The sequence below is a fragment of the Bradyrhizobium manausense genome, assembly GCF_018130615.1.
In the GTDB taxonomy this organism is placed as follows: domain Bacteria; phylum Pseudomonadota; class Alphaproteobacteria; order Rhizobiales; family Xanthobacteraceae; genus Bradyrhizobium; species Bradyrhizobium manausense_A.
Genome location: NZ_JAFCKB010000003.1, coordinates 96,735 through 121,175 on the forward strand (window position 1 = coordinate 96,735; position 24,441 = coordinate 121,175).

The 24,441-nt window shown below is 65.0% G+C and carries 21 protein-coding genes and 1 pseudogene; 16 read left to right on the top strand and 6 right to left on the bottom strand.

The genetic code is table 11. The features are described from left to right. Positions 1-51: 51 nt before the first annotated feature. The 9 genes and pseudogenes from JQ587_RS06985 to JQ587_RS07025 all read left to right on the top strand — a co-directional run bounded on the left by JQ587_RS06985 (position 52) and on the right by JQ587_RS07025 (position 9,080). Positions 52-1,263, top strand: a complete 1,212-nt coding sequence (locus JQ587_RS06985; protein ID WP_212424812.1) for an acyl-CoA dehydrogenase — start codon at positions 52-54, stop codon at positions 1,261-1,263. After that, on the top strand, positions 1,263-2,036 hold the full coding sequence (locus tag JQ587_RS06990; RefSeq protein WP_212424813.1) for an SDR family NAD(P)-dependent oxidoreductase: 774 nt from the start codon (positions 1,263-1,265) through the stop codon (positions 2,034-2,036). The genes JQ587_RS06985 and JQ587_RS06990 overlap by 1 nt, the downstream gene beginning before the upstream one ends. 45 nt (positions 2,037-2,081) lie before the next feature. Beyond that, positions 2,082-3,101 (top strand): acyl-CoA dehydrogenase family protein, encoded by a 1,020-nt coding sequence (locus tag JQ587_RS06995; protein ID WP_249154211.1) that lies wholly within the window; start codon positions 2,082-2,084, stop codon positions 3,099-3,101. A gap of 11 nt (positions 3,102-3,112) precedes the next feature. Beyond that, positions 3,113-3,886, top strand: coding sequence for an SDR family NAD(P)-dependent oxidoreductase (locus JQ587_RS07000; RefSeq protein WP_212424815.1), 774 nt, complete (start codon positions 3,113-3,115; stop codon positions 3,884-3,886). 13 nt (positions 3,887-3,899) lie between these two features. Then, positions 3,900-4,196: pseudogene (locus tag JQ587_RS37135) on the top strand (carboxymuconolactone decarboxylase family protein); the annotation flags it as partial. A gap of 494 nt (positions 4,197-4,690) precedes the next feature. Then, positions 4,691-5,158, top strand: coding sequence for a tripartite tricarboxylate transporter TctB family protein (locus JQ587_RS07010; protein ID WP_212424817.1), 468 nt, complete (start codon positions 4,691-4,693; stop codon positions 5,156-5,158). A 12-nt stretch (positions 5,159-5,170) separates the two neighbouring features. Continuing rightward, positions 5,171-6,670: a tripartite tricarboxylate transporter permease gene (locus tag JQ587_RS07015; protein WP_212297775.1), complete on the top strand. Its 1,500-nt coding sequence runs from the start codon at positions 5,171-5,173 to the stop codon at positions 6,668-6,670. Between the two features lie 22 nt (positions 6,671-6,692). Next, positions 6,693-7,847 carry an acyl-CoA dehydrogenase family protein gene (locus JQ587_RS07020; RefSeq protein WP_212424818.1) on the top strand — a complete coding sequence of 385 codons (1,155 nt, stop codon included), beginning with the start codon at positions 6,693-6,695 and terminating at the stop codon, positions 7,845-7,847. 36 nt (positions 7,848-7,883) lie between these two features. Next, complete coding sequence (locus JQ587_RS07025; RefSeq protein ID WP_212424819.1) at positions 7,884-9,080, top strand: CaiB/BaiF CoA transferase family protein; 1,197 nt, start codon at positions 7,884-7,886, stop codon at positions 9,078-9,080. Between the two features lie 38 nt (positions 9,081-9,118). Here JQ587_RS07025 and JQ587_RS36875 read toward each other — a convergent pair whose 3' ends face one another. The 3 genes from JQ587_RS36875 to JQ587_RS07035 all read right to left on the bottom strand — a co-directional run bounded on the left by JQ587_RS36875 (position 9,119) and on the right by JQ587_RS07035 (position 10,252). After that, positions 9,119-9,247: a hypothetical protein gene (locus JQ587_RS36875; RefSeq protein WP_283815600.1), complete on the bottom strand. Its 129-nt coding sequence runs from the start codon at positions 9,245-9,247 to the stop codon at positions 9,119-9,121. A 70-nt stretch (positions 9,248-9,317) separates the two neighbouring features. Next, positions 9,318-9,782 (bottom strand): hypothetical protein, encoded by a 465-nt coding sequence (locus JQ587_RS07030; RefSeq protein WP_212297778.1) that lies wholly within the window; start codon positions 9,780-9,782, stop codon positions 9,318-9,320. A 239-nt stretch (positions 9,783-10,021) separates the two neighbouring features. Beyond that, complete coding sequence (locus JQ587_RS07035) at positions 10,022-10,252, bottom strand: hypothetical protein (RefSeq protein ID WP_212424820.1); 231 nt, start codon at positions 10,250-10,252, stop codon at positions 10,022-10,024. A 209-nt stretch (positions 10,253-10,461) separates the two neighbouring features. On the opposite strand from JQ587_RS07035, the gene JQ587_RS07040 reads away from it, so the two are divergent. Both JQ587_RS07040 and JQ587_RS07045 read left to right on the top strand, forming a co-directional pair. Next, entirely contained in the window at positions 10,462-10,677 is a 216-nt protein-coding gene (locus JQ587_RS07040; RefSeq protein WP_212297780.1) for a CCRG-2 family RiPP, read from the top strand. A gap of 204 nt (positions 10,678-10,881) precedes the next feature. After that, complete coding sequence (locus tag JQ587_RS07045) at positions 10,882-11,070, top strand: hypothetical protein (protein ID WP_212297781.1); 189 nt, start codon at positions 10,882-10,884, stop codon at positions 11,068-11,070. 168 nt (positions 11,071-11,238) lie between these two features. Here JQ587_RS07045 and JQ587_RS07050 read toward each other — a convergent pair whose 3' ends face one another. Beyond that, complete coding sequence (locus JQ587_RS07050; RefSeq protein WP_212424821.1) at positions 11,239-11,766, bottom strand: hypothetical protein; 528 nt, start codon at positions 11,764-11,766, stop codon at positions 11,239-11,241. Positions 11,767-11,906: 140 nt separating this feature from the next. Here JQ587_RS07050 and JQ587_RS07055 point away from each other — a divergent pair, with 140 nt between their 5' ends. Genes JQ587_RS07055 through JQ587_RS07065 form a run of 3 tightly spaced genes read left to right on the top strand, consistent with a single transcriptional unit; the run spans position 11,907 to position 18,215 of the window. Next, positions 11,907-13,172, top strand: coding sequence for an NHLP bacteriocin system secretion protein (locus tag JQ587_RS07055; protein WP_212297783.1), 1,266 nt, complete (start codon positions 11,907-11,909; stop codon positions 13,170-13,172). After that, positions 13,165-15,324: an NHLP family bacteriocin export ABC transporter peptidase/permease/ATPase subunit gene (locus tag JQ587_RS07060; protein ID WP_212297784.1), complete on the top strand. Its 2,160-nt coding sequence runs from the start codon at positions 13,165-13,167 to the stop codon at positions 15,322-15,324. The genes JQ587_RS07055 and JQ587_RS07060 overlap by 8 nt, the downstream gene beginning before the upstream one ends. Then, entirely contained in the window at positions 15,321-18,215 is a 2,895-nt protein-coding gene (locus tag JQ587_RS07065; protein ID WP_212424822.1) for an NHLP bacteriocin export ABC transporter permease/ATPase subunit, read from the top strand. The genes JQ587_RS07060 and JQ587_RS07065 overlap by 4 nt, the downstream gene beginning before the upstream one ends. Before the next feature lie 95 nt (positions 18,216-18,310). Here the strand turns inward: JQ587_RS07065 and JQ587_RS07070 are convergent, their stop codons facing one another. Beyond that, a complete protein-coding gene (locus tag JQ587_RS07070) occupies positions 18,311-18,553 on the bottom strand; it encodes a hypothetical protein (RefSeq protein ID WP_212424823.1) in 243 nt (80 codons plus the stop codon). 127 nt (positions 18,554-18,680) lie between these two features. Continuing rightward, positions 18,681-19,568 (bottom strand): hypothetical protein, encoded by an 888-nt coding sequence (locus JQ587_RS07075; protein WP_212424824.1) that lies wholly within the window; start codon positions 19,566-19,568, stop codon positions 18,681-18,683. A 172-nt stretch (positions 19,569-19,740) separates the two neighbouring features. Here JQ587_RS07075 and JQ587_RS07080 point away from each other — a divergent pair, with 172 nt between their 5' ends. Further along, entirely contained in the window at positions 19,741-20,928 is a 1,188-nt protein-coding gene (locus tag JQ587_RS07080; protein WP_212424825.1) for a CaiB/BaiF CoA transferase family protein, read from the top strand. 401 nt (positions 20,929-21,329) lie between these two features. Then, positions 21,330-24,437, top strand: a complete 3,108-nt coding sequence (locus JQ587_RS07085) for a DEAD/DEAH box helicase (RefSeq protein ID WP_212425042.1) — start codon at positions 21,330-21,332, stop codon at positions 24,435-24,437. Positions 24,438-24,441: the final 4 nt, after the last annotated feature.

Here is a 24,441-nt window from a genome sequence, read left to right on the forward strand (position 1 = left end):
GCAAGCCGGCAGGACGTGGCGGCACAGATGGCGAAAGCAGGAAAGCAGGCGATGAGTGCACTTGAAGCGGTATCGACCCATCCGGAAGCACGTGAGAACCTGACCGGCGAAGCCTATCGCGACGTGATGTATCGCTGGCTGCGCGCCAATCTGCCTGCCAGTTTCCGCAGCGACAGCGTCGCGTTCGCGCCGCCCACGCTTGCGCAGTCGGTCGCCTGGGAAGCGGCAATGTACCGCGCCGGGCTGACCGGCATCACCTGGCCGCAAGTCTATGGCGGACATGGACGTTCCCTGCGCGAGCATCTGATCGCCAATCAGGAAATCGGCCGCCTTGCGATGCCGGAGAGCGTCAACTCGATCGGAAAGGAGCTCGCCGGCCCCATCATTCTCGCGGTCGGGACCGAGGAGCAGAAACGGCGCTTCCTGCCCGCGATCCTCGAGATGCGAAACATCTGGTGCCAGGGATTTTCCGAGCCGGAAGCCGGCTCCGATCTTGCCGGCCTTCGCACGCGAGCCACGAGGAACGGGGACGGTTGGCGGATCAACGGCCAGAAGATCTGGACCAGCGGCGCCTATCGCGCGCAGCGCTGCCTGGTCCTCGCCCGCACTGGACCGCTGGAGGACCGCCATCGCGGCCTTGCCATGTTCGCGGTGCCGCTCGATGCCAAGGGCGTGCGCGTGCGCACCATCAAGTCGATCGACGGGCGCGAGAGCTTTTGCGAGGTTTTCTTCGACGAGGTCGAGGTCGCGCAGGCTGACGCGATCGGCGCGCCCGACGAGGGGTGGGCGGCAGCCATCCGCGTGCTGGAGATCGAGCGGGCGACCAACCGCATGTACCGTGCCTGGCGCTTCGAGAACGAGCTGCGCCATCTGATTTCGGCCTGCAAGGCGGACGCGGTGTTGTCGGCGATGGTTGCTGACAGGCATTATGCGGTCCGGCTCGGCGAGGTCGCGGTCGAGATCGAGGTGCTGAAGGCGCATGTCGAGACCGCCGTCGAGGCGCTCGCGAGCGGTGACAAGATCGGCGCGCGGGGCAGTCTCGCAAAGCTCTATTGGAGCGAATCGCATCAGCGCTTTGCCGCGCTCGCCCTCGAGCTGCTCTCGCAGGCCTCGCTGCCGCAGAACCCCGCGATCAAGGTCGCGCGGCAACGCTTCGAGGCGATCTATCTCCAGGCCCGCGCCGAGACGATCTATGCCGGCACGACCGAGATCCAGCTCGGCATCATCGCCGACCGCATTCTCCAGCTCTCGCGGGGCAAGTGATGGTCTCGCTCCAAGGTCAGGGCCCCGGCTTGCTGAAGGATCGTCTCGTCCTGGTGACGGGAGCGGGCCAGGGGATCGGACGCGCCATCGCGCTCGGCGTCGCCACTGCGGGCGCGAGGGTGGTCGTGACCGATCAGAGGCAGGACCAGGCAGAGTCTGCCGCTCGCGAAATAAGGGACGCAGGCAGGGAGGCGGCCGCCTATTCGCTCGACGTGACCGATGTCGCCGCGTGCAGCGACGTGGCGAGGCGCGTCGACGAGGAGGTTGGCCCCGCCGACGTCGTCGTCAACAACGCCGGCATCATCATTCGCGAGCCGATCGACAGTCCGCGCGCCCACGAGAACTGGCGACGGGTGTTTGACGTCAACGTCAACGGCACCTTCAACGTGGTTCATGCCTTCATTCCGGCGCTGCGCAAGACGCGAGGGACCATCATCAATGTCGCGTCGGTCGCGGGCTTCGGCGGCATGGGCAATACGCTCGGCTATTCGCCGTCCAAGGGAGCCGTGAGGCTGTTCACGCAGGCACTGGCCCGCGATCTCGCCCCCGATGGCATCCGGGTCAACGCCGTTGCCCCCGGCATCATCGCGACCGAGATGAGCGAGAGCACCCGTGACAATCCGGCGAGGCTCTCCGGCCTCATGGCGCGCACCCCCATGAAGCGCGTGGGACAGCCCGACGAGATCGCGGGGCCCGTGGTCTTCCTCGCCTCGGCGATGGCGTCCTATGTCAACGGCGTCATCTTGCCGGTCGATGGCGGCTATCTCGCCTAGTGAACGATTGTCGTCGCAAGAGTTTCGAAGAGGATAAGGATGAGCATGGCCGAAGCACTTCAGCCCGACGAGTTCGCGGCAACCGCGGCGCGCGCAGTGACCGCATGTGCGGGCCTCGACATCCGCGAGCAGGCGCAAAATCTCGCCGGTGACGGCCTGCTCGGCGTCATCGCTGACGAGGGTGTGGGAGGATTGGCGCTGCCGCTCGGCTTCGCCGTGCCGGTGATTGCCGCCGCGCATTCCGGATTGCTCGCCTTTCCGCTGCTGGAAACCGTTCTCGTCGGCCGTCTGCTGCAGTCATCGCTGACGCGTCTTGCCGCTGCGATCGTGTCCGGCGAGACGCTGGCAACGATCGCCTGGCAGGGCGAGGTTCTCGCCGAACGGGAGGGCGGCCAGCTGCTGCTGAGCGGTTCGCTTGGGCGCGCGCCCTGCGCGGGGCAGGTCGACCACATTCTGGCGCGGACAAACGACGGTGCCGCCGTGCTGATCCCGGCCAATGCCGGGGGTGTCGTCGTGGAAGAGGCCGCCGGTCTCGATCTGACGGTGCCGGAGCATGTCGTGCGACTGGAGAAGGTCGAGCTTCCCGTCGGCTCCATCCTGCCGGCAGGCACATGGGATCTGCTGAACTCGGATGCCAACGTGCTCCGCGCCGCAGCCATTCTGGGATCGGCCGAAGCATGCCTGTCGCTTGCGCAGGAACACGCGTCGACGCGCCGCCAGTTCGGCCACGCCCTGTCCTATAACCAGGCCATCCGCCATGCACTGGCGCGGCAGAAGCTCGGGCTCGAAAGCATTCGTCATGCCATCACGCGCAGCCTGTCGAAGGATGGCGGGCCCGTTCAGCGCGATGCCGCGTTCCTCGCAGCCGCGACCTATGGCAGTTCGATCGGCGAAGGCGCGCTGCAGATCCATGGCGGCATGGGCTTCACCTGGGATGTCCCGGTGCATCGCCATCTGCGCCGCATCCGCACGCTGCAGGCACAAGGTGATGCCAGCGGCCTGATCAACTCGTTCGGCCACCGTTACGTATCGGAAGTCGCTCCGTTTGCCGAGGCAGGAGCGTGAGGGAGACAGCCATGACCGAAACCAGGGATCAGACGCTCGCGGGCCGCGTCGCACTCGTCACGGGCGCCGGGAACGGCATCGGCCGCGCGACCGCGCTCAAGCTCGCCGCACGCGGTGCGATCGTCGGCGTCAATGATTTGAAGCCGGAATTCGTCGATAGCACGGTGGACGCGATCAAGGCGGCAGGCGGCAACGCGGTTGCCGTCTCCCAGGACGTCTCCAGCCGCGACGGTATGCGGCAAGCGGTGCTTGGATTGGCGAAAGCGCAAGGGCGTCTCGACATCCTCGTCAACAACGCGGCGTGGGTCCGTTATCAATCCGTCCCGGACATCGCGCCGGAAACCATCGACCGCATGCTCAACATCGGCTTCAAGGCGGTGATCTGGGGAATCCAGGCCGCCGCGGAGGTTATGGATGCTGAGCGCGGCGGCGCCATCGTCAACGTCGCGTCGGTCGCCGGCCTGATCTCGGCCAAGAACAGCATCGTCTACAGCGGCATCAAGGCCGGCGTCATGGGCATCACGCGTGCGGCTGCAGCGGAGCTGGGTGAGCGTAACATCCGCGTCAATGCGGTGGCGCCGTCGGCGATCCCGACCGAAGGAACGATGCGTAATCGCAATGCCGAGCTCGACGCACGTCGTGTCGCGAGAACCCCTCTGGGCCGGCTCGGCACGGTCGACGACATCGCCAAGGCGATCTGCTTCCTCGCCGGTGACGAGAGCGGCTTCATCACGGCGCAGGTGCTCACCGTCGATGGCGGCATCGTCCTGACCAACATTGCCTGACGGGACAAGCGCGATGTCCGATCTGACGCCGGAACAGCAGGTGCTGAAAGAGGCCTATGTCAGGGCGCGCGGCTATTGGCGGCCCTGGACCGAGGGGTTGCTGCGGCTCGATCCGGCGTTTCTTCAGACCTACGGGAAGTATGCGGGCTACGCCGCGGAGAATGGACCGCTGTCGCCGAAGATGTGCGAGCTGATCTACGTCGCGCTGGACGGATCGGCGACGCACCTGTTCCGCTCGGGGCTTGCGCTGCACCTGCGCCTTGCGCTCCAGGCAGGCGCGACGGCGCGGGAGATCATCGACGTGTTTCGCCTGGCGACGGCTCAGGGGCTGGACGGCTGCAGCCTCGGCATCGGCATCCTTGCCGAGGAGCTGGCGAGCGCGGGCGTGGAGGTCGATCATGCCGCGCTCACCAAGGAGCAGCGCGCGCTGCGCGATGTCTACGTGGCGCAATTCGGCGACTGGCCGGATTTCTGCGAGCAATGGCTGCGGTCCGATCCCGGCTATTTCGCGGTGCTGCTGGATCTCCTCGCAGGCGGGGACGCCGGCGACGGTCTCGACCAGCGGTCGCGATGCCTGATCTCGATCGCATTGAACGCCTGCTTCACGGCGCTCGATGCCCATGGACTGCGCGTGCAGATCCGGCGGGCGGTGCGGCTCGGCATCGGCCAGCGGGAGATTCGCCAGGTTCTCCAGATGACCGCGCATCTCGGCGTCCACGCCTGCGCGGTCGGCGTCCCGGTTCTGATGGAAGCCCTTGAAGGGCGCACCGCGAAGGCTGGTGCGGATGAGAACGGGGGAAGCGAATGAAGGGATTGGCGATCCGCAATCACAGGGCTTTCGCGTCCGGCGTCCTGTTCCTCGCATTTGCAATCTTCTTCTTCGTGACGGCGTTGCAGTACCCTGCAGGTACAGCCGCGAGGATGGGGCCGGGCTATTTTCCGCGCCTGCTTGCGATCGTGCTCGCCGCCGTCGGTCTCATCGTGATCCTCGGTGCGATGAAGCCGACCGCGGAGGCGCAGGGGCTGCGCCAGTGGGATCTCAAGGGGCTCGCCTGGATTGCCGGCTCCGTGATCCTGTTCGGCGCTCTGCTGTTTCCGCTCGGTCTGGTCGGCGCCTTGTTCGTCCTCGTCATGGTGTCGAGCCGCGCCAGTCCCGAATTCACCTGGACGGGCGCGCTGGCGAATGCGGTGGTGCTCACCGCGCTGTGCCTGGCCGTCTTCGTCTACGGGCTCGGGCTGCAACTGCCCGTTTGGCCATCCCTTCTCAACTGAACGAGCCGATCGATGGACCTCTTTCACAATCTGGCAATCGGCTTTGCTACGGCCGCCCAGCCCGCCAATCTGCTCTACGCCTTCTTCGGCTGCCTGCTCGGCACCTTGATCGGCGTGCTGCCGGGCCTCGGTCCGCTGGCGACCATCGCGATGTTGCTGCCGATCACCTATGCGCTGCAGCCGGACGCGGCGCTGATCATGCTCGCCGGGATCTATTACGGAGCGCAATATGGCGGCTCGACCACGGCGATCGTGGTCAACCTGCCCGGCGAGTCCTCGTCCGTCGTCACCACGATCGACGGCTATCAGATGGCGAAGCAGGGCCGCGCCGGCGTGGCGCTCGCCACCGCGGCGATCGGCTCGTTCTTCGCCGGATGCGTGGCGACGCTCGCCCTGGCGGCCCTTGCCGGCCCGTTGACCGCGACTGCGCTGTTGTTCGGCCCCAAGGAATTCTTCGCTCTCATGGTTCTGGGCCTGATCCTGGCGTCGGTGCTGTCGAGCGGCCCGTTCATCGAGGGCATCGGCATGGTCGTGCTCGGCATGCTCTTGAGCCTCGTCGGCACCGACCTCAGCAGCGGCAGCCAGCGCTTCGCCTTCGGCATTCCGCAGTTGTTCGACGGCCTCGATTTCGTGCCGCTGGCGATGGGCATCTTCGGCTTCGCCGAGATCGTCAAAAATCTCGAGCAGGACGACAAGTTGTCGCTGGTCACCCAGAAGATCACCAATCTGTTTCCGACCCGCGACGACGTCCGCCGCATGGTGCCGGCGATGCTGCGCGGCACGGCGCTCGGTACCCTGCTGGGCGTTCTGCCCGGCGGCGGCGCGGTGCTCTCCTCCTTTGCGTCCTATACGCTGGAGAAGAAGCTGTCGCGGTATCCCGAACAATTCGGCAAGGGTGCCATCGAGGGCGTTGCGGGTCCGGAGTCCGCGAACAACGCCGGCGCCCAGACCTCGTTCATTCCGCTGCTGACGCTGGGGGTGCCGTCCAACGTCGTGATGGCCCTGATGGTCGGTGCCATGAACATCCACAACATCCATCCGGGCCCGGAGGTGATGACGAAGAACCCGACCCTGTTCTGGGGCCTGATCGCCTCGATGTGGGTCGGCAATCTGATGCTGCTGATCCTCAACCTTCCGCTGGTCGGGCTGTGGGTGAAGCTGCTCACCATTCCCTACCGCTATCTGTTCCCCGCGATCATGGTGTTCTGCTCGATCGGCGTCTATTCCATCAACAGCGGGACGTTCGAGGTCTACGAGGCCGCGGTGTTCTGCGTGTTCGGCTACGTCCTGATCAAGCTGCAACTGCCGGCAGCGCCGCTGCTGCTGGGCCTGGTTCTGGGCCCCGCCATCGAGGAGAACTTTCGACGCGCCATGGTGCTGTCGCGCGGCGACGCCACCGTGCTGCTGACCTCGCCGCTGTCGGCGAGCCTGTTGGCCGCAGCCGCCATCGCCATCATCCTGATCATGCTTCCCACGATCCGCGCCCGGCGCGAGGAGGCACTTCAGGAATGAGCTCCATCGCAAGGCTGCTGCCATGATCCGCGAACCTGCTGCCTTCGAGGCCTTGCTGGAGCGCGTCCGCGGCTTCGTCCGCGACACCGCCATTCCGGCCGAGGCGCGCGTCGAAAGCTGCGATGACGTGCCCGAGGACATCGTCGCCGTCATGCGCGCCGAAGGTTTCTTCGGCTGGAGCATCCCCGAAGCCTATGGCGGGGCCGGGCTGACCACGGAGGAGCTCGTTCTTGCGGCGTTCGAATTGTCGCAATGCTCGGTCGCCTTCCGCGCCCGCGTCGGCACCAATACCGGCATTGGTTCGGAGGGCATCGTCGCCGACGGGACCGAGCAGCAGAAGCAGGCCTATCTGCCGCGCCTCGCCAGCGGCGAATGGACCGGCTGCCTTGCCGTGACCGAGCCCGACGCTGGTTCAGAAGCCTCGAATGTGCGGACCACCGCCCGCCGCGAAGGCGATCACTACGTTCTCGACGGCGAGAAGTGCTTCATCACCAATGCCCCGGTCGCCGATGTCTTCACCGTCACCGCGCGAACCGATCCGCAGTCGAAGGGCGCGGCCGGCGTCTCGGCTTTCATCGTCGCGCGCGGCAGCGCCGGCCTTGCCACCGGCGCACCCTATCGCAAGATGGGGCAGGCGGGCTCGCCCGTGAGCGCGGTCCATTTCAACCGGTGCCAGGTGCCGGCCGCCAATCTGATCGGCGGCCGCGAAGGCGCGGGCTTCAAGACCATTATGAAGGTGCTGAACAAGCAGCGCATTCATCTGGCCGCCTTGTCCACCGGGCCGGCGATCCGGATGCTCGACATGGCGATCCGCTACACCACCAGCCGCGTTCAGTTCGGCGAGCCGGTTGCGAACTACCAACTGGTTCAGGCGATGATCGCCGATTGCCGGACGGAGATCTTCGCGGCGCGATCGATGATCCTGGAAACCGCCCGCAAACGCGATCGCGGCGAGGACGTCGCGCTCGAAGCATCGATGTGCAAATATTTCGCGACCGAGATGTGCGGCCGCGTGGCCGATCGCTGCGTGCAGATGTTCGGCGGCGCCGGCTACATCGCCGATCTCTCCTCGATCGAGCGCTGGTACCGGGACGTCCGGCTGTTCCGGCTCTACGAGGGCACCAGCCAGATTCATCAGCTCAACATCGCGCGCCTCCTGCTGCGCGATGCGACCTGAGCCGTCGGACCAATTCAAAATGTTCGAGGAAGTGAAATGAGCGGGCCGCTCGAAGGACTGAAGGTCCTGGACATCGCGACCATCGTCGCTGCGCCTTTCGCGGCGACGCTGCTGGCCGACTACGGCGCCGACGTGCTCAAGATCGAGATGCCGGGGCAGGGCGACGGCGTGCGGGCCTTTCCGCCGTTCAAGGACGGCAAGCCGCTGTGGTGGAAGAGCGTGAACCGCAACAAGAAGTTCGCAACGCTCGATCTGCGCAAGCCGGAAGGCGTCGCGCTGTTCAAGCGGATGCTGCCGCAGTTCGATGTTCTGATCGAGAATTTCCGCCCCGGCACGCTCGACCGCTGGGGGCTCTCGAAGGAGGTGCTGTGGCAGATCCAGCCGCGCTTCGTCATCCTGCGTGCGACCGCGTTCGGACAGGACGGGCCCTATCGCGACAGGCCGGGCTTCGCGCGGATTTTCGAGGCGATGGGCGGGCTTACCTACATCACCGGCGAGGCCGACGGTCAGCCGATGCATCCCGGCTATCCCATGGGTGATGCGATCGGCGGTCTGTTCGGCGCGGTCGGTGCGCTTGCGGCCTTGTGGAAGCGGGCGAAGGATCCCGACGCGCCGGGCGAGGAGATCGATCTCGCGCTGACCGAGGCGGTGTTCAGGCTGCTCGACGTGCTGCCCATCGAGTTCGACCAGCTGGGGGAGGTGCGTAGCCGCATCGGAAACGGCAACGCCTATTCCGCTCCGGCGGCGGTCTACCGGACCCGCGATGATCGCTGGGTCACGCTGGCGGGATCGACCAATGCGCTGTTTGCCGCGAACTGCCGGGCAATTGGCCGAGCTGACCTGATCGAGGATCCCCGCTTTTCCAACAACGCGCGCCGCGTCGAACATTCGGCGGAGCTGAACGCGATCTTCTCGCAATGGTGCGGCGGCCATACGCTCGACGATGTGCTAGCCGCCTTTGCGGCCGAGGAGGGCACGCTGGCGCCGATCTACGCGATCGATCAGATCGCCGCCGATCCGCAGTCCCTGGCGCGTGAGATGATCACCCGTGTTCCCGACAAGGATTTCGGCTCGGTTGCAATGTCGAATGTCGTGCCGCGCTTCGCGGTCGACCGCGCGCAGTTGAAGACGTCCGCCGGCGACATCGGCGAGGACAATCGCGAGATCTACCAGCGCTGGCTCGGACTTTCGGATGACGAACTAAGCCTGCTGCAACAGCTGAAGGTCATCTAGCGGTCGGCGCTCGACGACGCATCGGTCCTTCGCGGGCTCTATTGCGACTTGCTGAACACCGACAGGATTTGAAGCAGTTGCTTGTGTCCGCCGGCGCCGACCTTCCTGATCAGGCGCTGCTCATGCTTCGACGGCACCAATCGCAAGGCCGGCCGGCCGCCGGTCATGCGGATGCCATCGCATTCGCAGCCCGGCAGCGGGAGGCTTTATTTGGCGAGGATGGCAGCTGCTATGTCGTCACTGGATCGGAGTGATCAGCTCTCCGCTCAAGGTGCATTCGATGAAGATGGTGCTGTTCGTGCTCGTGTAGGCCTCTACATACGGATATCTCGACGGGCCCATCAGGAACTCCGGGTCGACATCGACGGTTGTGAAATAAGAGCCGCCTACAGGGCCCGGCGTGTTGAGCGTCAGTTGCACGTAGCGTCCGAGCGTTGCACCGTTTGTCGTTGCCGAAACCTGCAGGTTCGAGACGTACACGGGCACCGTGGTCGTGAACCTGCACGTCGCCCTATGAACCAGTGTCAGCTTGTCCGACGGCAATTGAGAGAAGAGGACCTGGCAGTATGTTGTAGCGAAACAGGAATGAGAGATGGTCTCGTCGTAGTGCGTTCCGTACAAGGTCTGCGTTGCCGGTGCTTGTGTTGCGATGACGAGCGAGCTGGCGATGATTGCGAGCTTAGCCGTGCGTGCAGAATGCATTTCAACCCTCCATTGAAAAAATACAAGTTTGAGAAGGAAAGAAGCAACCTGGTCGGCCCTGCTCCTCTTGCTCGCGAATTGACCAATTCGCCGGCGCGACCGAGTAGAGGCCTAATCTCGCAACGTATCATGACGCGAAGCCTTGGTAACCAGCTTGGTCCGCGATGATTGCGTCAATGATCCTTTTTCAAGCCAGATACGCTTTTGAATTCGTTGTATAATCAAGCACGCCATGGCTCTCAGCTTCCCGCCATCGCGTGACGGACGATGGCGATGACCTCGTCCGCTTCCGCTTCGGTGCTGTCAAAATGGGTGACGAAGCGGATGACGTCCTGCCCCCATCGTGCGAATGGCAAGCCAGTCGCAGCGAGGGCGCGCTTCTCGGTGCGGTGACCGTCAGTGGTCCCATCGAACGCATCCGTCAGGCCGACCTGAAGGCGTTGGCGTCGCGGTCGACTGATGCCTCGCATCGGCTCTCGCTTGTGCTGGGCGCGCCTTTGCCCTGCGGAGCAGGCAACTCGCGGATCGCCAACCTGCCGTCGACTGATCCCGGCGTTCTCTAACGCCATCCGAACGAAGGATCGAACGAGGTGACCGCCGTCACAGCTTCTCCTGTTGCCTGCTGACATGCTGTCCGCGATTGCGGGATCGGCCCGCAGCGCTAACAGGAGAAGGAACGATGACGGTTTCGACCAAGCATGAGCTTGCGAATTGCGAGCTCTCGATCGACGAGCTCGAGGCCGTCGCCGGCGGCGGTCTGTGGGGTTGGATCAAGCACGAAGCGTCCGACGCCTTGCATTGGATCGAGAAGAACGCAGGCGGCGTGGCCTCGGTCATTGAGAAGGTGCTGGGCGGCCCGATCTACAACTCCCATACCCCGCACAAAATGTCCTGACGACCGCCCAGGTCCACCGCTTGTCCAGCCTGCTTTTCCCGGGCCATCGGCCCGGGAAACTATCTTGAGAGGCCGAATCCTGGCGGGAGCTCCGGCACGTGTTCCTGTGTGACCGACCTCACAGCCTCGACCAACCCTCAAGTCCTATAGCTGTGACCACTGATCGAGAGGGGCGGTCCCTCCTAAGGCAAACAGGAGATGACAATGACCAAGTTTGAGACGTCCGGGAACGAACGACGTGCAGTTCTGCTCGATGATGCGGCGCTGGAGAAGGTGGTGGGCGGTTCCGCCAACAACGACTTCCAGAGCTTCCTGGCGGCGCACTCGGTCGGCGGATGGACGATGCGAGACGTCTTCGCCAAGCCGGTGCTGGGGCGCTACACCCCGCAATAGCCCCGAACCAGGCCAAGTAGAACGCTCGGTGACAATTTGTGCCGGGAGGTCATTCGTTCGGATGACCTCTTCCGATCCGCCACCCGGTAAGCTTCGATGACGATGTGCCGGCGAGGCCGCGCGGCCGCGGGGCGCCTGTCCGGACATCACAGCCCGCGATAAATCCCCTCAAAGTCGAGAGCGAATAGAACTCAAAATTCCGGTCGTCGCGTCGACGACTTGCAAAGCCTGCTGAGCCTTGGCCAAGGCGAGAGGCGACCTCGCGCATTGATCGGGCAGCTGGGCGATCTTCTTACGTTGGCTGGTCAGAATATTGGTCGACTGCTCGACGGCAAATTTCACCACATCGCGGGTCGGGTCATTCTCGCTGACATTGGTCAGCTCTTTCTCGATCGTGATCAGATATTCGAAACTGGACAGCTCTTGAGAAATCTCGACAAGATTCTGGATCGTGGACTTGACGCAATCCGCGTCGACCGCGGAGATGTCGGGCCTCTTCGAGGTTTGCACGAGATCGCCCATCAGGCCCGCGAACATCGGCCTGAGGTCCTCGACCTTCTTCAGGTCCGCCTGGCTCAGGACGCCTGCCAGACACACATTCGTGGCGACCAGCACTCCAAGGCATGGCCACGCCAGCCGAGCGGTCAAGGCGCGGGCCATTGCAACAGGCGTGATGCGATCCGCTTGCCAATTCATCTGATGCGTCCGATGCCCACTGTCTCGACAAATGCAGTTCTCGTAGTAAGCTTAGCTCCGCTCACAATTTCGCTCAATCCCATTCTCGGCGTCGTGCGTGTGGGCGTTGGCGCCGCAAATGTTTTGCGAGGGAGCGCGGCGTGACCGATGGCACCGACAAAATCTTCCGCGCCAGCGCGCTGCAGCGTGCGGCCTCGCCGGAGGAGCTTGATCATCTCGTTGCGATCACCAAGCCGGCCGATTGGATCCTCGCTGCGATCGTGACGATCGCGCTGGTCGCCGCGCTCATCTGGGGCATTTACGGCCGGATCCCGTCGCGCGTGTCGGGGCAGGGAATTCTGGTCGGCAGCGGGCGCGTCGTCGATGCGGTGTCGGCCGCCGAAGGCCGGCTGGCGTCGCTCAGCGTCTCCGTCGGTGACCATGTCGAGCGCGGGCAGGTCATCGCCCAGATCTCGCAGACCGAGATCGAGCAGAAATACGTCAACGCCGTCGAAACCTACAAGGAGCGTCAGCGCGAGCACGACGACATGGCCGCGAAAGTCTCGGCCGAGCTTGCCGTCAAGGCTTCCAACTTCGACAAGCTCGAAGCCGCCTTCAACAAGGTCATCGAGGCGACCGGCCAGCGCGTTCAGGCCCTCGATGTCGACGTGAAGAATCTCGAACAGCTGATGGCCAAGGGCCTGACGACGCGGAAGACGCTCGAGGATCGCCGCCTCGAATTGACCGAGGCGCAGCAGCGTCGCACGGATTCGCAGAACGAGATCCTCAAGCTTCACGCACAGAAGACCGATCTCGAAACCCAGCGCGAGCGCGAATTGCAGCAGGCCGAATTCGCCTCGAACAATGCGCGGCGCGAGATGCAGGCGCTGGCGGGAACGCTGGGGCGCAATTCGCAGGTGCTCAGCCCGATCGCGGGACGGGTGCTGGAAATCAAGACATCGTCCGGCTCGGTTCTCGCCGTGGGCACGCCGGTCGTCCTCATCGAGGACGAGGGCGCACGGCTCGAAGCGGTCGTCTACATCCCCGCCGAGCAGGGCAAGAGCGTCAAGCCGGGCTACCAGGTGCGCGTCGCCCCCAGCACGGTCAAGCGCGAGGAGTTCGGCACCATGATCGGTGTGGTCTCGAGCGTCTCCGAATTTCCCGTGACGCCGCAGGGCATGACCGCCGTGCTGCACAATGACCAGCTCGTGAAAGTGTTTTCCCATGACGGCGCGCCCTATGCGGTGGCGGTGTCGCTGGACCAAGATCCATCGACCGCCAGCGGCTATCGCTGGGCAGTGGGGAAGGGGCCGCAGGTTCATCTCACCAGCGGCACGCTGGCGCAGGCCGAGATCACCACGCGAAGCCGGCGCCCGATCGATCTGGTTGTCCCCCTGCTGCGGAAGTGGACGGGGATCGATGGATAGTCCTGGTTCGACGACCGCAGGCATCAAGCGCACGCCGACCATTTTGCAGATGGAAGCGGCCGAATGCGGCGCTGCGTGCCTTGCAATGGTGCTGGCGCATTATGGGGCGTGGGTTCCGCTCGAGCGGCTTCGCGTCGAATGCGGCGTCTCCCGCGACGGCAGCAAGGCCAGCAACGTCGTCAGGGCGGCGAAGCGTTTCGGGCTGTCGGCGAAAGGATTCCGGCTCGACCTTGCCGCGCTCGGTTCGGCGCCGACGCCTTGCATCATCCATTGGAACTTCAACCATTTCGTCGTCCTGGAAGGCATCAAGGGCAGGTCCGCCTCCATCAACGACCCCGCCTTCGGGCGTCGGCAGGTCGGCGTCGACGAGCTCGACCGAAGCTTTACCGGCGTTGTCCTCACTTTTGAACCGGCGCCCGGATTCGTACCAACCGGCGACAAGCCGGCGGGATTGCGGCTGCTGCTGCGGGAACTGCGCGGATCGAAAGCCGCTGTCGGGCTGCTGATTCTGCTCAGCTTCGTCATGGTCGTTCCCGGCCTCGTGGCCGCGAGCTTCTCGAAGATCTTCATCGACGATATTCTCATTCAGCATCTGAACGGATGGCTGCGCCCGCTGCTGATCGGCATGGCTGCAACCGCGCTGATCCGCACGATCCTGACGCTGCTGCAACAATCCCTGTTGCTGCGGTTGCAGACAAAGCTCTCGGTCGTGATGATCAGCCGCTTTCTCTGGCGGGTGATGGCCTTGCCGATCGAGTTCTTCACCCAGCGCCACGCCGGCGACATTGCGGCGCGAGTGGGGGCCAATGATCAGATTGCGCGCCTGCTGGCGGGCGGCATTGCCGCGAACGCGCTCAGCCTCACCTCGGTGGTCTTCTTCGCCTTCGCGATGATCGTCTACGATCACTGGTTGGCGGCGGTCTGCATCAGCTTGTCGTTGCTCAACGTTCTCACCTTGCGGCTGTCGATGCGGCGCAGGGAAGATCTCAGTCGCGGGCTCTCGCTGGAGCGCGGCAAGCTCCTGGGCGCGGTCGTCAGCATCGTCAGGTCGATCGAGACGATCAAGGCGAGCGGGCTCGAGGACGAGGCCTTCGCGCAATGGTCGGGCGTCCAGGCCAAGGTGCTGAACGCGGAGCGCGACCTGGCGTCCTCGTCGATCCTCCTCGACATGATCCCGACCCTGATCTCCGGCATGACCATGACCGCGATCCTGATCCTCGGCGGCTTGCGGGTGATCGAAGGCTCGCTCACGCTCGGCAGCCTCGTTGCCTTCCAGGCGCTGATGGCGAGCTTTTCCGAGCCGGTGGCGACGCTGGTCAATCAGGCCGGCAGCTTCCAGTTGATCAAAGGCGCACTCGACCGCCTCGAAGATGTCTACAATTATCCGCTCGGCGATAAGCCGCGCGCATCGGACAACGCGTTCCCTGCAAGGCTCGATGGACGTATCGAATTCAAGGACGTGCAGTTCGGCTATTCGCTGCTCGAACCGCCGCTGATCTCCGACCTCTCGATTACCGTGACCCCTGGGTCGCGCGTGGCGCTGGTCGGCGCCTCCGGCAGCGGAAAGTCCACCCTCGGCCGCCTGGTCTGCGGGCTCTACAAGCCCTGGGCCGGCGAGATCCTGATCGATGGGACGAGGCTCGAGGAAGTTCCGCCCGACATCCTCGCCAATTCGATCGCCTATGTGGATCAGGACATCTTCCTGTTCGAGGGCACCATCCGCGACAATCTTACGCTCTGGGACCGCACGACGCCGGACATCGATCTCACCCGCGCGCTCAAGGACGGCGAGATCCAGGACGATATCGCGATCCGAGCCGGCAATTACGATTCCTACGTCAACGAGGGCGGCACCAATTTCAGCGGCGGACAGCGCCAGCGCATCGAGATCGCCCGCGCGCTGGTCGGCCGTCCGTCCATCGTCGTGCTCGACGAGGCGACCGCGGCGCTCGACCCTGTCACGGAGAAGGCCATCGACGACAACCTCCGCCGTTGCGGTTGCACCTGCATCATCATCGCCCATCGCCTCAGCACGATCCGGGATTGCGACGAGATCGTCGTGTTACGGCAAGGCAAGGTCGCCGAGCGCGGCACGCACGAGACCCTTCTCGCCCTGAACGGCGAATATGCCCGGCTGGTGTCGCAGGAATGACGAAGCCGATCGACCATATCGTGTCCGGTGCGGACCTCGTCGCGGCGCTGGAATTGCCGGGCGAGATGGCGCTCGATGGCCGCCGGCCCATCCTGCTCGATCACCACGGCCATGTCTTCGAGATCGTCGCCGGTCACGCCGACATCTTTGCTGTCGATATCAGGGACGGCAAATCCGGCAGCCGCCATCATCTGTTCCGCATCGAGCGCGGAGACATCATTCCCGATCTCCCGGGCTTTCCAGCGTCATCTCCGGACGGCCTCCGCTTCATCGCGGTGGGCGCACAGGACACGCTTGTGTCCATCGTTCCCCGAGCCGATCGGCCGTCGGAGCTGGCGCTGCGCTGGATCGAGCGGCTTGCACGTTTCGTCGCGGGACCGGCGCCATTGTGGCAGATGCCCGAATTGCCGGAGGGCGAGGTGACGCTGACCGCGGGCGAAGCCCGCCGCGGCCCCATGCGCGGCCTGCTCTGGCTCACCGTCGAGCGGGGTGCGCTCGGCCTGCTCGGGACCGGCGCGCGTTACACGGCGGGAAGTCCGCCGCTGCCGTTGACATCGGGCCTGTGGGTCGAGGCGGGCGCGGACGGCTGCGCCGCAGGTGCGGCCGGCCACGTACCGGCCGACGGGGTGATCTGGCCGGCGATCGATCGGTTTCATCTCAGCTTTGCGGAATGCGTTCAGGACATGCTTGCGCGCGACTCTCTGAATGAGGGCGCGCGCCTGGAAAGCCGAACCGGGCTTGCGGCGTCACAGGCGATCGAAGCTTTCGACCGCCTGTCCGGCATTATCGTGCGCCGCTTCGATCACGATGCGATCGACGCGTCCCGGTCCGACAGGCTGGCCGGCGCCTGCCAGATCGTCGGCACCGCGATGCGAGCCCCGATCGCGATCACCAATCGCATCGAAGGCAGCGGGCAGGATTTTGCGGGCCTCGCCCAGATCGCTCAGGCCGCACGCCTGCGGCTGCGCGAGGTGTTGCTCCGGTCGGACTGGTGGCGGCTGGATGCGGGCCCGCTGGTCGGTTGGTTCGGCGAGGCTCGCGCCGCGATCGCGCTCGTCTACGAGCCGCGTCGCGGCTACATCATGGTCGACCCGCTCACGAAGGCGCGCCGGCCGGTCGATCGGTCCATCGCGGCGCAGATCGCGCCGGAGGCCGCCACGTTCTATCCGCCGCTGCCGTCGCGCGCCCTGAAATTCAAGGACCTCCTGCAATTCTCGCTGCGCTATGCCCGTGGCAGCGGGCTGCGCATCGCATTGTCGGTCGTCATGATCGGCCTGTTGTCGCTGGTGACGCCGTTCGTCACCAACCTCTTGATCAGCTCGATCATCCCGCGATCGGAGCTGGATCAACTCGCCTTCTGCGCACTCGCGCTGGTTCTCGCCGGGCTGTCGGTCGCCGGCGTCCAGGTCATGCAGGCTCTCGTCATGCTGCGGATGGAGGCGACGATCGACTGGCGGCTGCAGTCGGCGATGATCGATCGTCTGCTCCGGCTGCCGACCGCCATTTTCCGGGAATACACCGCCGGCGAGCTGGTCGACCGCGCCATGGGCATCGATGCCGCGCGGCGGGCGCTGACCGGTCATGCCTTGCGCGGCATGATCGCCGGCCTGTTCTGCGTCTTCAGCCTCGGCTTGATGCTCTATTACAGCTTCAAGCTGGCGCTGGTCGCGATTGCACTGACATTCGTTCGGGCGGCCGCCATCATCGGGACCAATCTGGTGCGGCTGCATTTCGAGAGCAAGCACTTCAACCAGCAGGGCAAGGTCAGCGGCTTTGTGCTCCAGCTCCTCACCGGCGTCGGAAAATTGCGCGTCTCGGCGGCGACGTCGCGCGCGCTCGCCATCTGGTCGAGGCAGTTTGCGATCCAGAAGCAGTATTTCGTGTCGTCGCAGGTGGCGGGCAACGGGCTCGGCGCGTTCGAGACGGCGTTCCCCACCATCGCGACGCTGATCATCTACGCCTACGCATCGTATTCGAGCAGCGGCCTGCTGACCGACATCGGCACGTTCTTCGCGTTCTTTTCCGCCTTTGGCCAGTCGATGGGATCCGTCGGCTCCTGGGCGGCCGGCGTGAGCGAGGCGCTCATCGCCATCCCGCCGCTGCTTCGGCTGCGGCCTCTGATCGCAAGCCCAACCGAAATTCCCGACGATCGGAAGTCGCCAGGGGAATTGTCCGGATCGGTCGAGCTCGCGCGCGTGTCGTTCCGTTATCTCCAGAACGGGCCCCTTGTGCTGGACAACGTCTCCTTGAAGATCACCCCGGGCGAGTATGTCGCAGTGGTGGGTCCCTCCGGCAGCGGGAAATCGTCGCTGTTCCGGCTGCTGCTGGGATTCGAGCGCGCGGAGTCGGGCGCGGTGTTCTACGACGGCAAGTCGATCGAGACGCTGGATGCGAGCGCGCTGCGGCGCCAGCTCGGCGTGGTCCTGCAGAGCGCCAAGCTCGCGAACGGCAACATCTATGAAAATATCTGCGGCGGAATCCGGCTGCCGCTCGACCAGGCCTGGGAGGCTGCGCGTCTCGCCGGCATCGCAGACGACATCCAGGCGATGCCGATGGGCATGCTCACCCAGGTCTCGGAGGGTGTCAGCACGCTGTCCGGCGGACAACGCCAGCGCATCATGATTGCGCGCGCGATCGCGCGGCGTCCCCGTATTCTCTTGTTCGACGAGGCGACGAGCTCGCTGGACAACCGGTCCCAGGCTATCGTCAGCGATGCGCTGGAAAATCTGAACGTCACGAGGATCGTGATCGCACACCGGCTCAGCACGGTGCAGCGGGCCGACCGGATCATCGTGCTGGTCGACGGCAAGATCGTCGAGACCGGGACATTCGCCGAGCTGAACGCCGCGTCCGGCATGTTCGCCGCGTTCGCGCGGCGCCAGATGCTCTGAGCGAGACGACGGCCTCCGCACAAACGAAAACCTCCCGGACGTCATTGTCCGGGAGGTTCTCAGGTTAAGGCATTTGGCTTGGCTTGGGACCGAGCTTAGTTCAGCTTCATGTTGGAGCCGCCACCGGCACCGGTGACGATCCCGCCGACCAGGATGATGCCGGCGGCAATCCCCGCCACGACCGGGTTCTTGAAGAAGCTGCCGACGGCATGGCCGATCACGTGCGCTTCGTGGCTGATGAAGTGCCCGATGCTGGAGAAGAAGCCGCCGCCGGCAACGCCGTCGAGCTGCTCCATCGAGAGTTCGCAATTGGTGCTGTTGTTGATCTCACGGGTCATGTTGTCTCTCCTGTCTTGATGCCGCGGGATCATCCCCGCAACCGTGGACAGCATGCCGCATGCAGCCGGTGATTGCCGTGACCGGGGTCACGCTCTCGCGCGCGATCATGATTTCGTCGCGGGAGTCCTATCCCTCGTACTGATCCGGCCCCATCGCCCACGATGCCTGATCGTGGCCGTACGCGAAGTTGCGGTTGTTGACCGAAGGATTGCGGTTGACCATCGGCCGCATGAACATCGGATGCGTCGCGCTGCGTACCTCGTGCTCGACGGTGAAGAGAAGCTTGCCGCTGTCGAGATCGACGATGTCGCAGAAGCGGTACTGGTATTGATTGTCCTCGCGGGAGATCAGGTCGCGCGCCAGCAGCTTGCGGTACGGGCCGGAGAAATCGGTGATGTACATCTGCACATGGTGGCCGTCATAGCCGGGTTGCGGCCGATCGGTCTCCCGGAACAGCAGGTGCTGGTCGCGGCCGGTCTTCACCGCCGCGACCTTGCCGTCGCCGTTGCGCAAGGCCGCCGGCATGCCCATGATCGCGGGATAGAAGGCGCAGATCGCCTGCGCTGATCCGGCCGGCACATCAAACTCGACATAGGGGATGCCGAGCGTGATGCGCCCGAAGCGCGCCGCGTCCGGTTCGTGGACGCGGATGCGGTTGCCCCACGGGCAGGTGGCTTCGACATAGTCGTTGTGCTCGGCATAGGCAAAGGCCGTGCCTTCGAGCTTGCTCTTGACCGAAGCCAATCGCGTCAGCAGGGCCTCGCGGCCCTCGATGACGAGCCCGGTATGGCCGCGCAGCACCTGCGCCTTGCCGCTCGGGAGATGAAACTGGCTTCGTCCGGCATTGATCCACATGTTGGTGTCGGACACCATCAGATAGGGATCGCGGGTCAGCCCGAGGCCGGTGACGTAGAACAGCGTGGCGAGGCGCTGGTCCGGAACCTGGATGTTGACGTGCTCGAAATGAATGGCGTTGCCGAGATCTTCTGCGGATCGATCGAATTGTTGCGGCATGGAGCTGCGCTTCTCGCTGGAGGGACGGACAGGCCCATACTAGAGCAGAATTTCCGCCAGCCGAAACGGTTGGCTGATCACATCTTGCAGGTTGGGCATCGTGTCCCTCGCCACCTTGCCGCGGCACCCATTCCCTGTAATCTGACCGCAAAGACATGAGGGAATGAGGCCGATGGGGGGAGTTCTGGAAGGCGTGCGCGTCCTCGATTTCGGGCGCTATATCGCGGGGCCGTATTGCGCGACATTGCTGGCCGAGTTCGGCGCCGAGGTCATTCGCGTCGAAAAGCGCGACGGCAGCGAGGACCGCTTCGTGGCGCCGGTCGGCGAGGGTGGCGAGGGCGCATTGTTCCTCCAGGTCAACCGCAACAAGAAGTGCATCACGCTCGATCCCATGACGGCGGAGGGGCAGGAGGTGATGCGACGCCTGGTGGCGACGGCAGACGTGGTCGTCGCCAATCTGCCTCCGCAGACCTTGCGCGCGATGAAGCTCGACTACGACTCGTTGAGAGCGATCAAATCAGACATCATCCTGACGACCGCAACCGCGTTCGGCGGGCCGGGGCCCTGGTCCGACCGCGTCGGCTTTGACGGCGTCGGACAGGTCATGTCGGGCTCGGTCTACATGACCGGCGCCGGCGATCCGCCGTACCGCGCGGCCGTGAACTGGGTCGATTTCGGCACCGCGCTGCATTGCGCGTTCGGGACGCTCGCAGCCCTGATCGAGCGCGGCAAATCCGGGCGCGGACAGATCGTCGAGGGCGCATTGCTTGCGACCGCGCTGTCCTTCACCAATGCCACGCTGATCGAGCAGGCGGTCATCAACGTCAACCGCGTTCCGACCGGCAATCTCGGCCAGACTGCGGCGCCGGCGGATATCTACCGCACCAAGGACGGCTGGGTGCTGTGCCAGGTCACGGGCCATCCGCTGTTCAAGCGCTGGGCGAGGCTGATGGGCGAGGAGGAGCAGTGGCTGAACGATCCGCGCTTCGCCGATGACATCAGCCGCGGCAACAACGGCGCCATCATCAGCGAGCGGATGGCGCGCTGGTGCGCGGAGCGTACCACGCAGGAGGCGGTCGACACGCTCGGCAAGGCGATGATCCCGACCGGGCCCGTTTTGAGTCCGCAGCAGGCACTGGATCATCCGCACATCCGCGCCGCCGGCTTCCTTCAGGACGTCGACTATCCCGGCTTGCCGAAACAAGCACCGGTTGCCCGCGCCGCGATCCGGCTGTCGGAAACGCCGGGCGAAATCGCAGCACGTCCGCCGACGCTCGGCGAGCACACGGATACCGTGCTGGCGGAACTTGGCTACGACAAGGCAGCGATTGCGGCGCTTCGGCAGAGCGGCATCATTTAGGCGCAGCGTCGAAACGAGAGTGGAAATGAGCGGGCGCGTCTGCTAGACGACTGGCGGCTTGTCCTCGCGCTTTCTGCGTTGGCCGACGATCTTTGCGTCGTATGAGGTTTTAGGGAGGCGTGCGTTCGCACGCTTCATCCCATCGGCATGGCCGTCCGCGACCGAATCGCCCTCGAGCTCGGCCGCGTGTGCCATTGACGACTACTTACGACGAGAAACGGATTCACGTGCGTCATTCCAAGAAAGTGCGGCCAGCCACCAAGAACTCGTCAGTCAAGAGTTCGCCGAAGAAGCGCCTGCCGGCGAAGAGCCCGACAAGCAGGCGCTCGCCAAGCAAGGCGTCACCGAAGCCGGGCAAGGGCCCGCAGCGCGCCACAATCGCCTCGTCGTCGCCCCTCGGCATGATGGCGCTGCATCTGCTGGCGCAATGGAAGGAATCAGGCCGCAGCGGACTCGTTTTCCTTGCCGAGAGCGAGAACCGGGCGGAGCGGCTCGGCAGCGTGATTCACGCGCTGGACCCGTCCTGCGAAGTCCTGGTGTTTCCGCGGCTGAATACGCTGCCGTTCGATCAATTGGAACCATCGCGCGAGATCGCAGGCCGCCGCACCTCGGTGCTGCGGCGCCTGGCGAAAACCAAACAGCCGATCTTTCTCATCTCCACGGCCGAAGCCGTGATGGAGCGCTTGCCGCCGCCGGCGAGCCTGTTGCGCTTGAATACGGGTTTGAAGGTCGGCGGGGCATTCTCGGAGAGCGAGCTTCGCGTCCGTCTCGAAGAGCTGGGCTACGATCTCGACGATGAACCGGACTACCCGGGCGGCGTGCTGTTTCACGGCCAGACCTTCGAGATCTTTCCGGCCGGCGCGCTGGGACCGTTCCGGGTCGAGCACTCGGAGCGCGCCATCAAGCGCATCGTGGCGTTCGACCCGCAAGAGCACGAGATCATCTTCGAGACAAAAGAGCTTCTCGTCGATCCCATGTCGGAACGAACAGCCATGTCAGGCGCGCGGGCCAAGCGCGCGACCCTGTTCGACTATTGCGGCAAGGCCAAGTGGATCGCGGACGCCGGCGTGTCGGTGCATGCCGATGCCTGGCTGAGCACGATCGAGGAGGCCGCCGGCCGCGCCGACAGGGAGCGCGAATATCTGGGACGGAGCGACTGGAAGCAGGCGACCCGCGGCATGAAAGTGCTGTCGCGAACCGCCCCGTTCCAGCCGACGCCGGAATTCTCCAAGCTGTCGTCCACCAGGAAGGCGCTGCGCGCTTTCGTCGAGGAGATCAGGCGGGCCGGTTCGCGCCTGATCCTCGTCGCGGCACAGGAAGAAGATCTCCGCGTGATGGAGCGGATGAGCGGCGTCCGGGCGGAACGTGTCGAGAATTGGAATGAGGCCGAGAGCGCGCGCCCTCGCGACGTGGCGCTGCTCGCCGATCTCGATGCCGGCTTCGTCATTCCCGGCAAGAAGGCCGCGGTGGTCCTGACGGCGAGTGACGTGCTCGGCAGCCGCGCGCATCATCCGCAGCCGATGGCGCGAAGCTGGAGCGCGGCTTTCGATCATGCCGACGTGCCGGAACCGGGCACGGTGGTCGTGCATCTTCAGCGCGGCATCGGCGTGCTTGATGGCTTGCAGACCGTAAACACTGGCGGCGGCGCCATGCGCGAGATGGTCAGGTTGTCCTTCGCCGGCGACAACGCGGTTCTGGTGCCGCCGCCCGATCTGGCGCAGATGTGGCCCTACTCGACGGAGCGCGGCAAGCTCGCGCTCGACAAGGCGGATGGCAGCACATGGTGGGCCCGCCGCAGCGAGGCCGAACAGGAGATTCAGGCCGCCGGCAAGTTGCTCGCCAAGCACATCAGCCAGCGCAAGCGGCGCAAGGCGGCAAAGCTGGTCCCACCGGGCTCGGCCTACGAAAAATTCGTGGCGCGATTCCCCTATTTCACGACCATCGATCAGGCCAAGGCCATCCACGACGTGCTGGATGATCTTGCATCCGGCCATCCCATGGACCGGGTGATCTGCGGCGACGTCGGCTTCGGCAAGACCGAGGTGGCGTTGCGCGCGGCGGCGGCCGTGGTGCTATCAGGGAAGCAGGTCGCGATCGCGGTGCCGACGACCGTCTTGGCCCGGCAGCACGTCGCCACCTTCCGCAAGCGCTTCGCGCCGCTCGAGATCGAGGTCGGCAGCCTGTCGCGCGCCATCTCGGGTGCCGAGACGCGGGAGACCAAGGAAGGCTTGCGCAGCGGCCGGATCAAAGTCGTGGTCGGCACGCAGGCGCTGACGTCGAAGGACGTGAAGTTCGACGATCTCGGCCTCGTCATCATCGACGAGGAGCAGCATTTTGGCGCCGCCGAGAAGGCAAAACTCTCGGGGCTTGCCAAGAACGCCCATACGCTCTGGATGAGCGCCACGCCGATCCCGCGCACGCTTGCTGCGGGGCTCGCCGGCTTCAGGGACCTCAGCGTCATTGCGTCGCCGCCCGTTCACCGGCTTCCGGTCGCGACCAAGATCGCGCCGCTGTCGGATGCCGCGATCGCCTCGGCCCTGCTGCGCGAGCAGCGGCGGCACGGCCAGAGTTTTCTGATCTGCCCGCGCATCCAGGATCTCGAGCCGATGCTGGCGCGCGTGCAGGCGGTGGCACCCGATCTCAAGATCGTCTGTCTGCACGGCAAGCTGCCGGCCGACGAGATCGACGACCGCATGATGACCTTCGTCGAGGGCAAGGCCGACGTTCTGCTCGCCACCAACATCGTCGAGAGCGGCCTCGACATCCCGCGCGCCAACACCATCGTGGTGTGCTGGCCCGAAAATTTCGGTCTGGCCCAGCTGCACCAGCTGCGCGGGCGCGTCGGTCGCGGCGGCATCCGCGCCTTTGCGTTTCTCCTGACCGAGTCGGCCTCGGGGCAGTCCGAGAAGCGGCTCGCCGTGTTGGAGGAGTTCAGCCGTCCTGGCGCCGGTTTTGCCATCAGCGAGCGCGACCTCGATCTGCGCGGCGCGGGCGATCTGTTCTCGGAGCAGCAATCCGGCCACGTCCAGGTGTTCGGGCCCGTGCTCTACAGCCATCTCCTGAAAATGGCCTCGGAGAAGGTCGATGACGGCAGGTCCGTGGTGTGGGTGCCAGATCTCAATCTGCCGGTCGCGGACATGCTGCCTCCGGGCTATGTGCAATCCGCCCCCGTGCGGCTGGAGCTCTATGCCCGTGCCGCCCGCTGCGCCAGCGAGGACGAGCTCGACGATCTCGAGGAGGAAACCTCGCGCCGCTTCGGGCCCTTGCCGCAGGCCGCCCGCGATTTTTTTGCGGTGGCGCGGCTGAGACTGGATTGCAAGCGCCGAGGCATCATCCGCCTCGATGTGGGGCAAAGCGCGGTGGCCGCGACGTTCCTGCCGGGGCGGTTGCGGAAGTCAAAAGGAAAGACGCTGCAACGTGACGGCGATCGCGTCGTCTACCACAGCCCTATGCGCGATGCCCCGTTCGACCGGGTCGAGCAATTGTTCGAGCTTCTCGACGAGGCGTGAAAAT

Excerpts from the sequence above, each read along its gene's own strand:
- JQ587_RS06985 (WP_212424812.1), top strand. The coding sequence starts at position 52 with ATGAGTGCACTTGAAGCGGTATCGACCCATCCGGAAGCACGTGAGAAC.
- JQ587_RS06990 (WP_212424813.1), top strand. The coding sequence starts at position 1,263 with ATGGTCTCGCTCCAAGGTCAGGGCCCCGGCTTGCTGAAGGATCGTCTC.
- JQ587_RS06995 (WP_249154211.1), top strand. The coding sequence starts at position 2,082 with ATGGCCGAAGCACTTCAGCCCGACGAGTTCGCGGCAACCGCGGCGCGC.
- JQ587_RS07000 (WP_212424815.1), top strand. The coding sequence starts at position 3,113 with ATGACCGAAACCAGGGATCAGACGCTCGCGGGCCGCGTCGCACTCGTC.
- JQ587_RS07010 (WP_212424817.1), top strand. The coding sequence starts at position 4,691 with ATGAAGGGATTGGCGATCCGCAATCACAGGGCTTTCGCGTCCGGCGTC.
- JQ587_RS07015 (WP_212297775.1), top strand. The coding sequence starts at position 5,171 with ATGGACCTCTTTCACAATCTGGCAATCGGCTTTGCTACGGCCGCCCAG.
- JQ587_RS07020 (WP_212424818.1), top strand. The coding sequence starts at position 6,693 with ATGATCCGCGAACCTGCTGCCTTCGAGGCCTTGCTGGAGCGCGTCCGC.
- JQ587_RS07025 (WP_212424819.1), top strand. The coding sequence starts at position 7,884 with ATGAGCGGGCCGCTCGAAGGACTGAAGGTCCTGGACATCGCGACCATC.
- JQ587_RS36875 (WP_283815600.1), bottom strand. The coding sequence starts at position 9,247 with ATGACCGGCGGCCGGCCGGCCTTGCGATTGGTGCCGTCGAAGCATGAG.
- JQ587_RS07030 (WP_212297778.1), bottom strand. The coding sequence starts at position 9,782 with ATGCATTCTGCACGCACGGCTAAGCTCGCAATCATCGCCAGCTCGCTC.
- JQ587_RS07035 (WP_212424820.1), bottom strand. The coding sequence starts at position 10,252 with ATGCGAGGCATCAGTCGACCGCGACGCCAACGCCTTCAGGTCGGCCTG.
- JQ587_RS07040 (WP_212297780.1), top strand. The coding sequence starts at position 10,462 with ATGACGGTTTCGACCAAGCATGAGCTTGCGAATTGCGAGCTCTCGATC.
- JQ587_RS07045 (WP_212297781.1), top strand. The coding sequence starts at position 10,882 with ATGACCAAGTTTGAGACGTCCGGGAACGAACGACGTGCAGTTCTGCTC.
- JQ587_RS07050 (WP_212424821.1), bottom strand. The coding sequence starts at position 11,766 with ATGAATTGGCAAGCGGATCGCATCACGCCTGTTGCAATGGCCCGCGCC.
- JQ587_RS07060 (WP_212297784.1), top strand. The coding sequence starts at position 13,165 with ATGGATAGTCCTGGTTCGACGACCGCAGGCATCAAGCGCACGCCGACC.
- JQ587_RS07065 (WP_212424822.1), top strand. The coding sequence starts at position 15,321 with ATGACGAAGCCGATCGACCATATCGTGTCCGGTGCGGACCTCGTCGCG.
- JQ587_RS07070 (WP_212424823.1), bottom strand. The coding sequence starts at position 18,553 with ATGACCCGTGAGATCAACAACAGCACCAATTGCGAACTCTCGATGGAG.
- JQ587_RS07075 (WP_212424824.1), bottom strand. The coding sequence starts at position 19,568 with ATGCCGCAACAATTCGATCGATCCGCAGAAGATCTCGGCAACGCCATT.
- JQ587_RS07080 (WP_212424825.1), top strand. The coding sequence starts at position 19,741 with ATGGGGGGAGTTCTGGAAGGCGTGCGCGTCCTCGATTTCGGGCGCTAT.
- JQ587_RS07085 (WP_212425042.1), top strand. The coding sequence starts at position 21,330 with ATGATGGCGCTGCATCTGCTGGCGCAATGGAAGGAATCAGGCCGCAGC.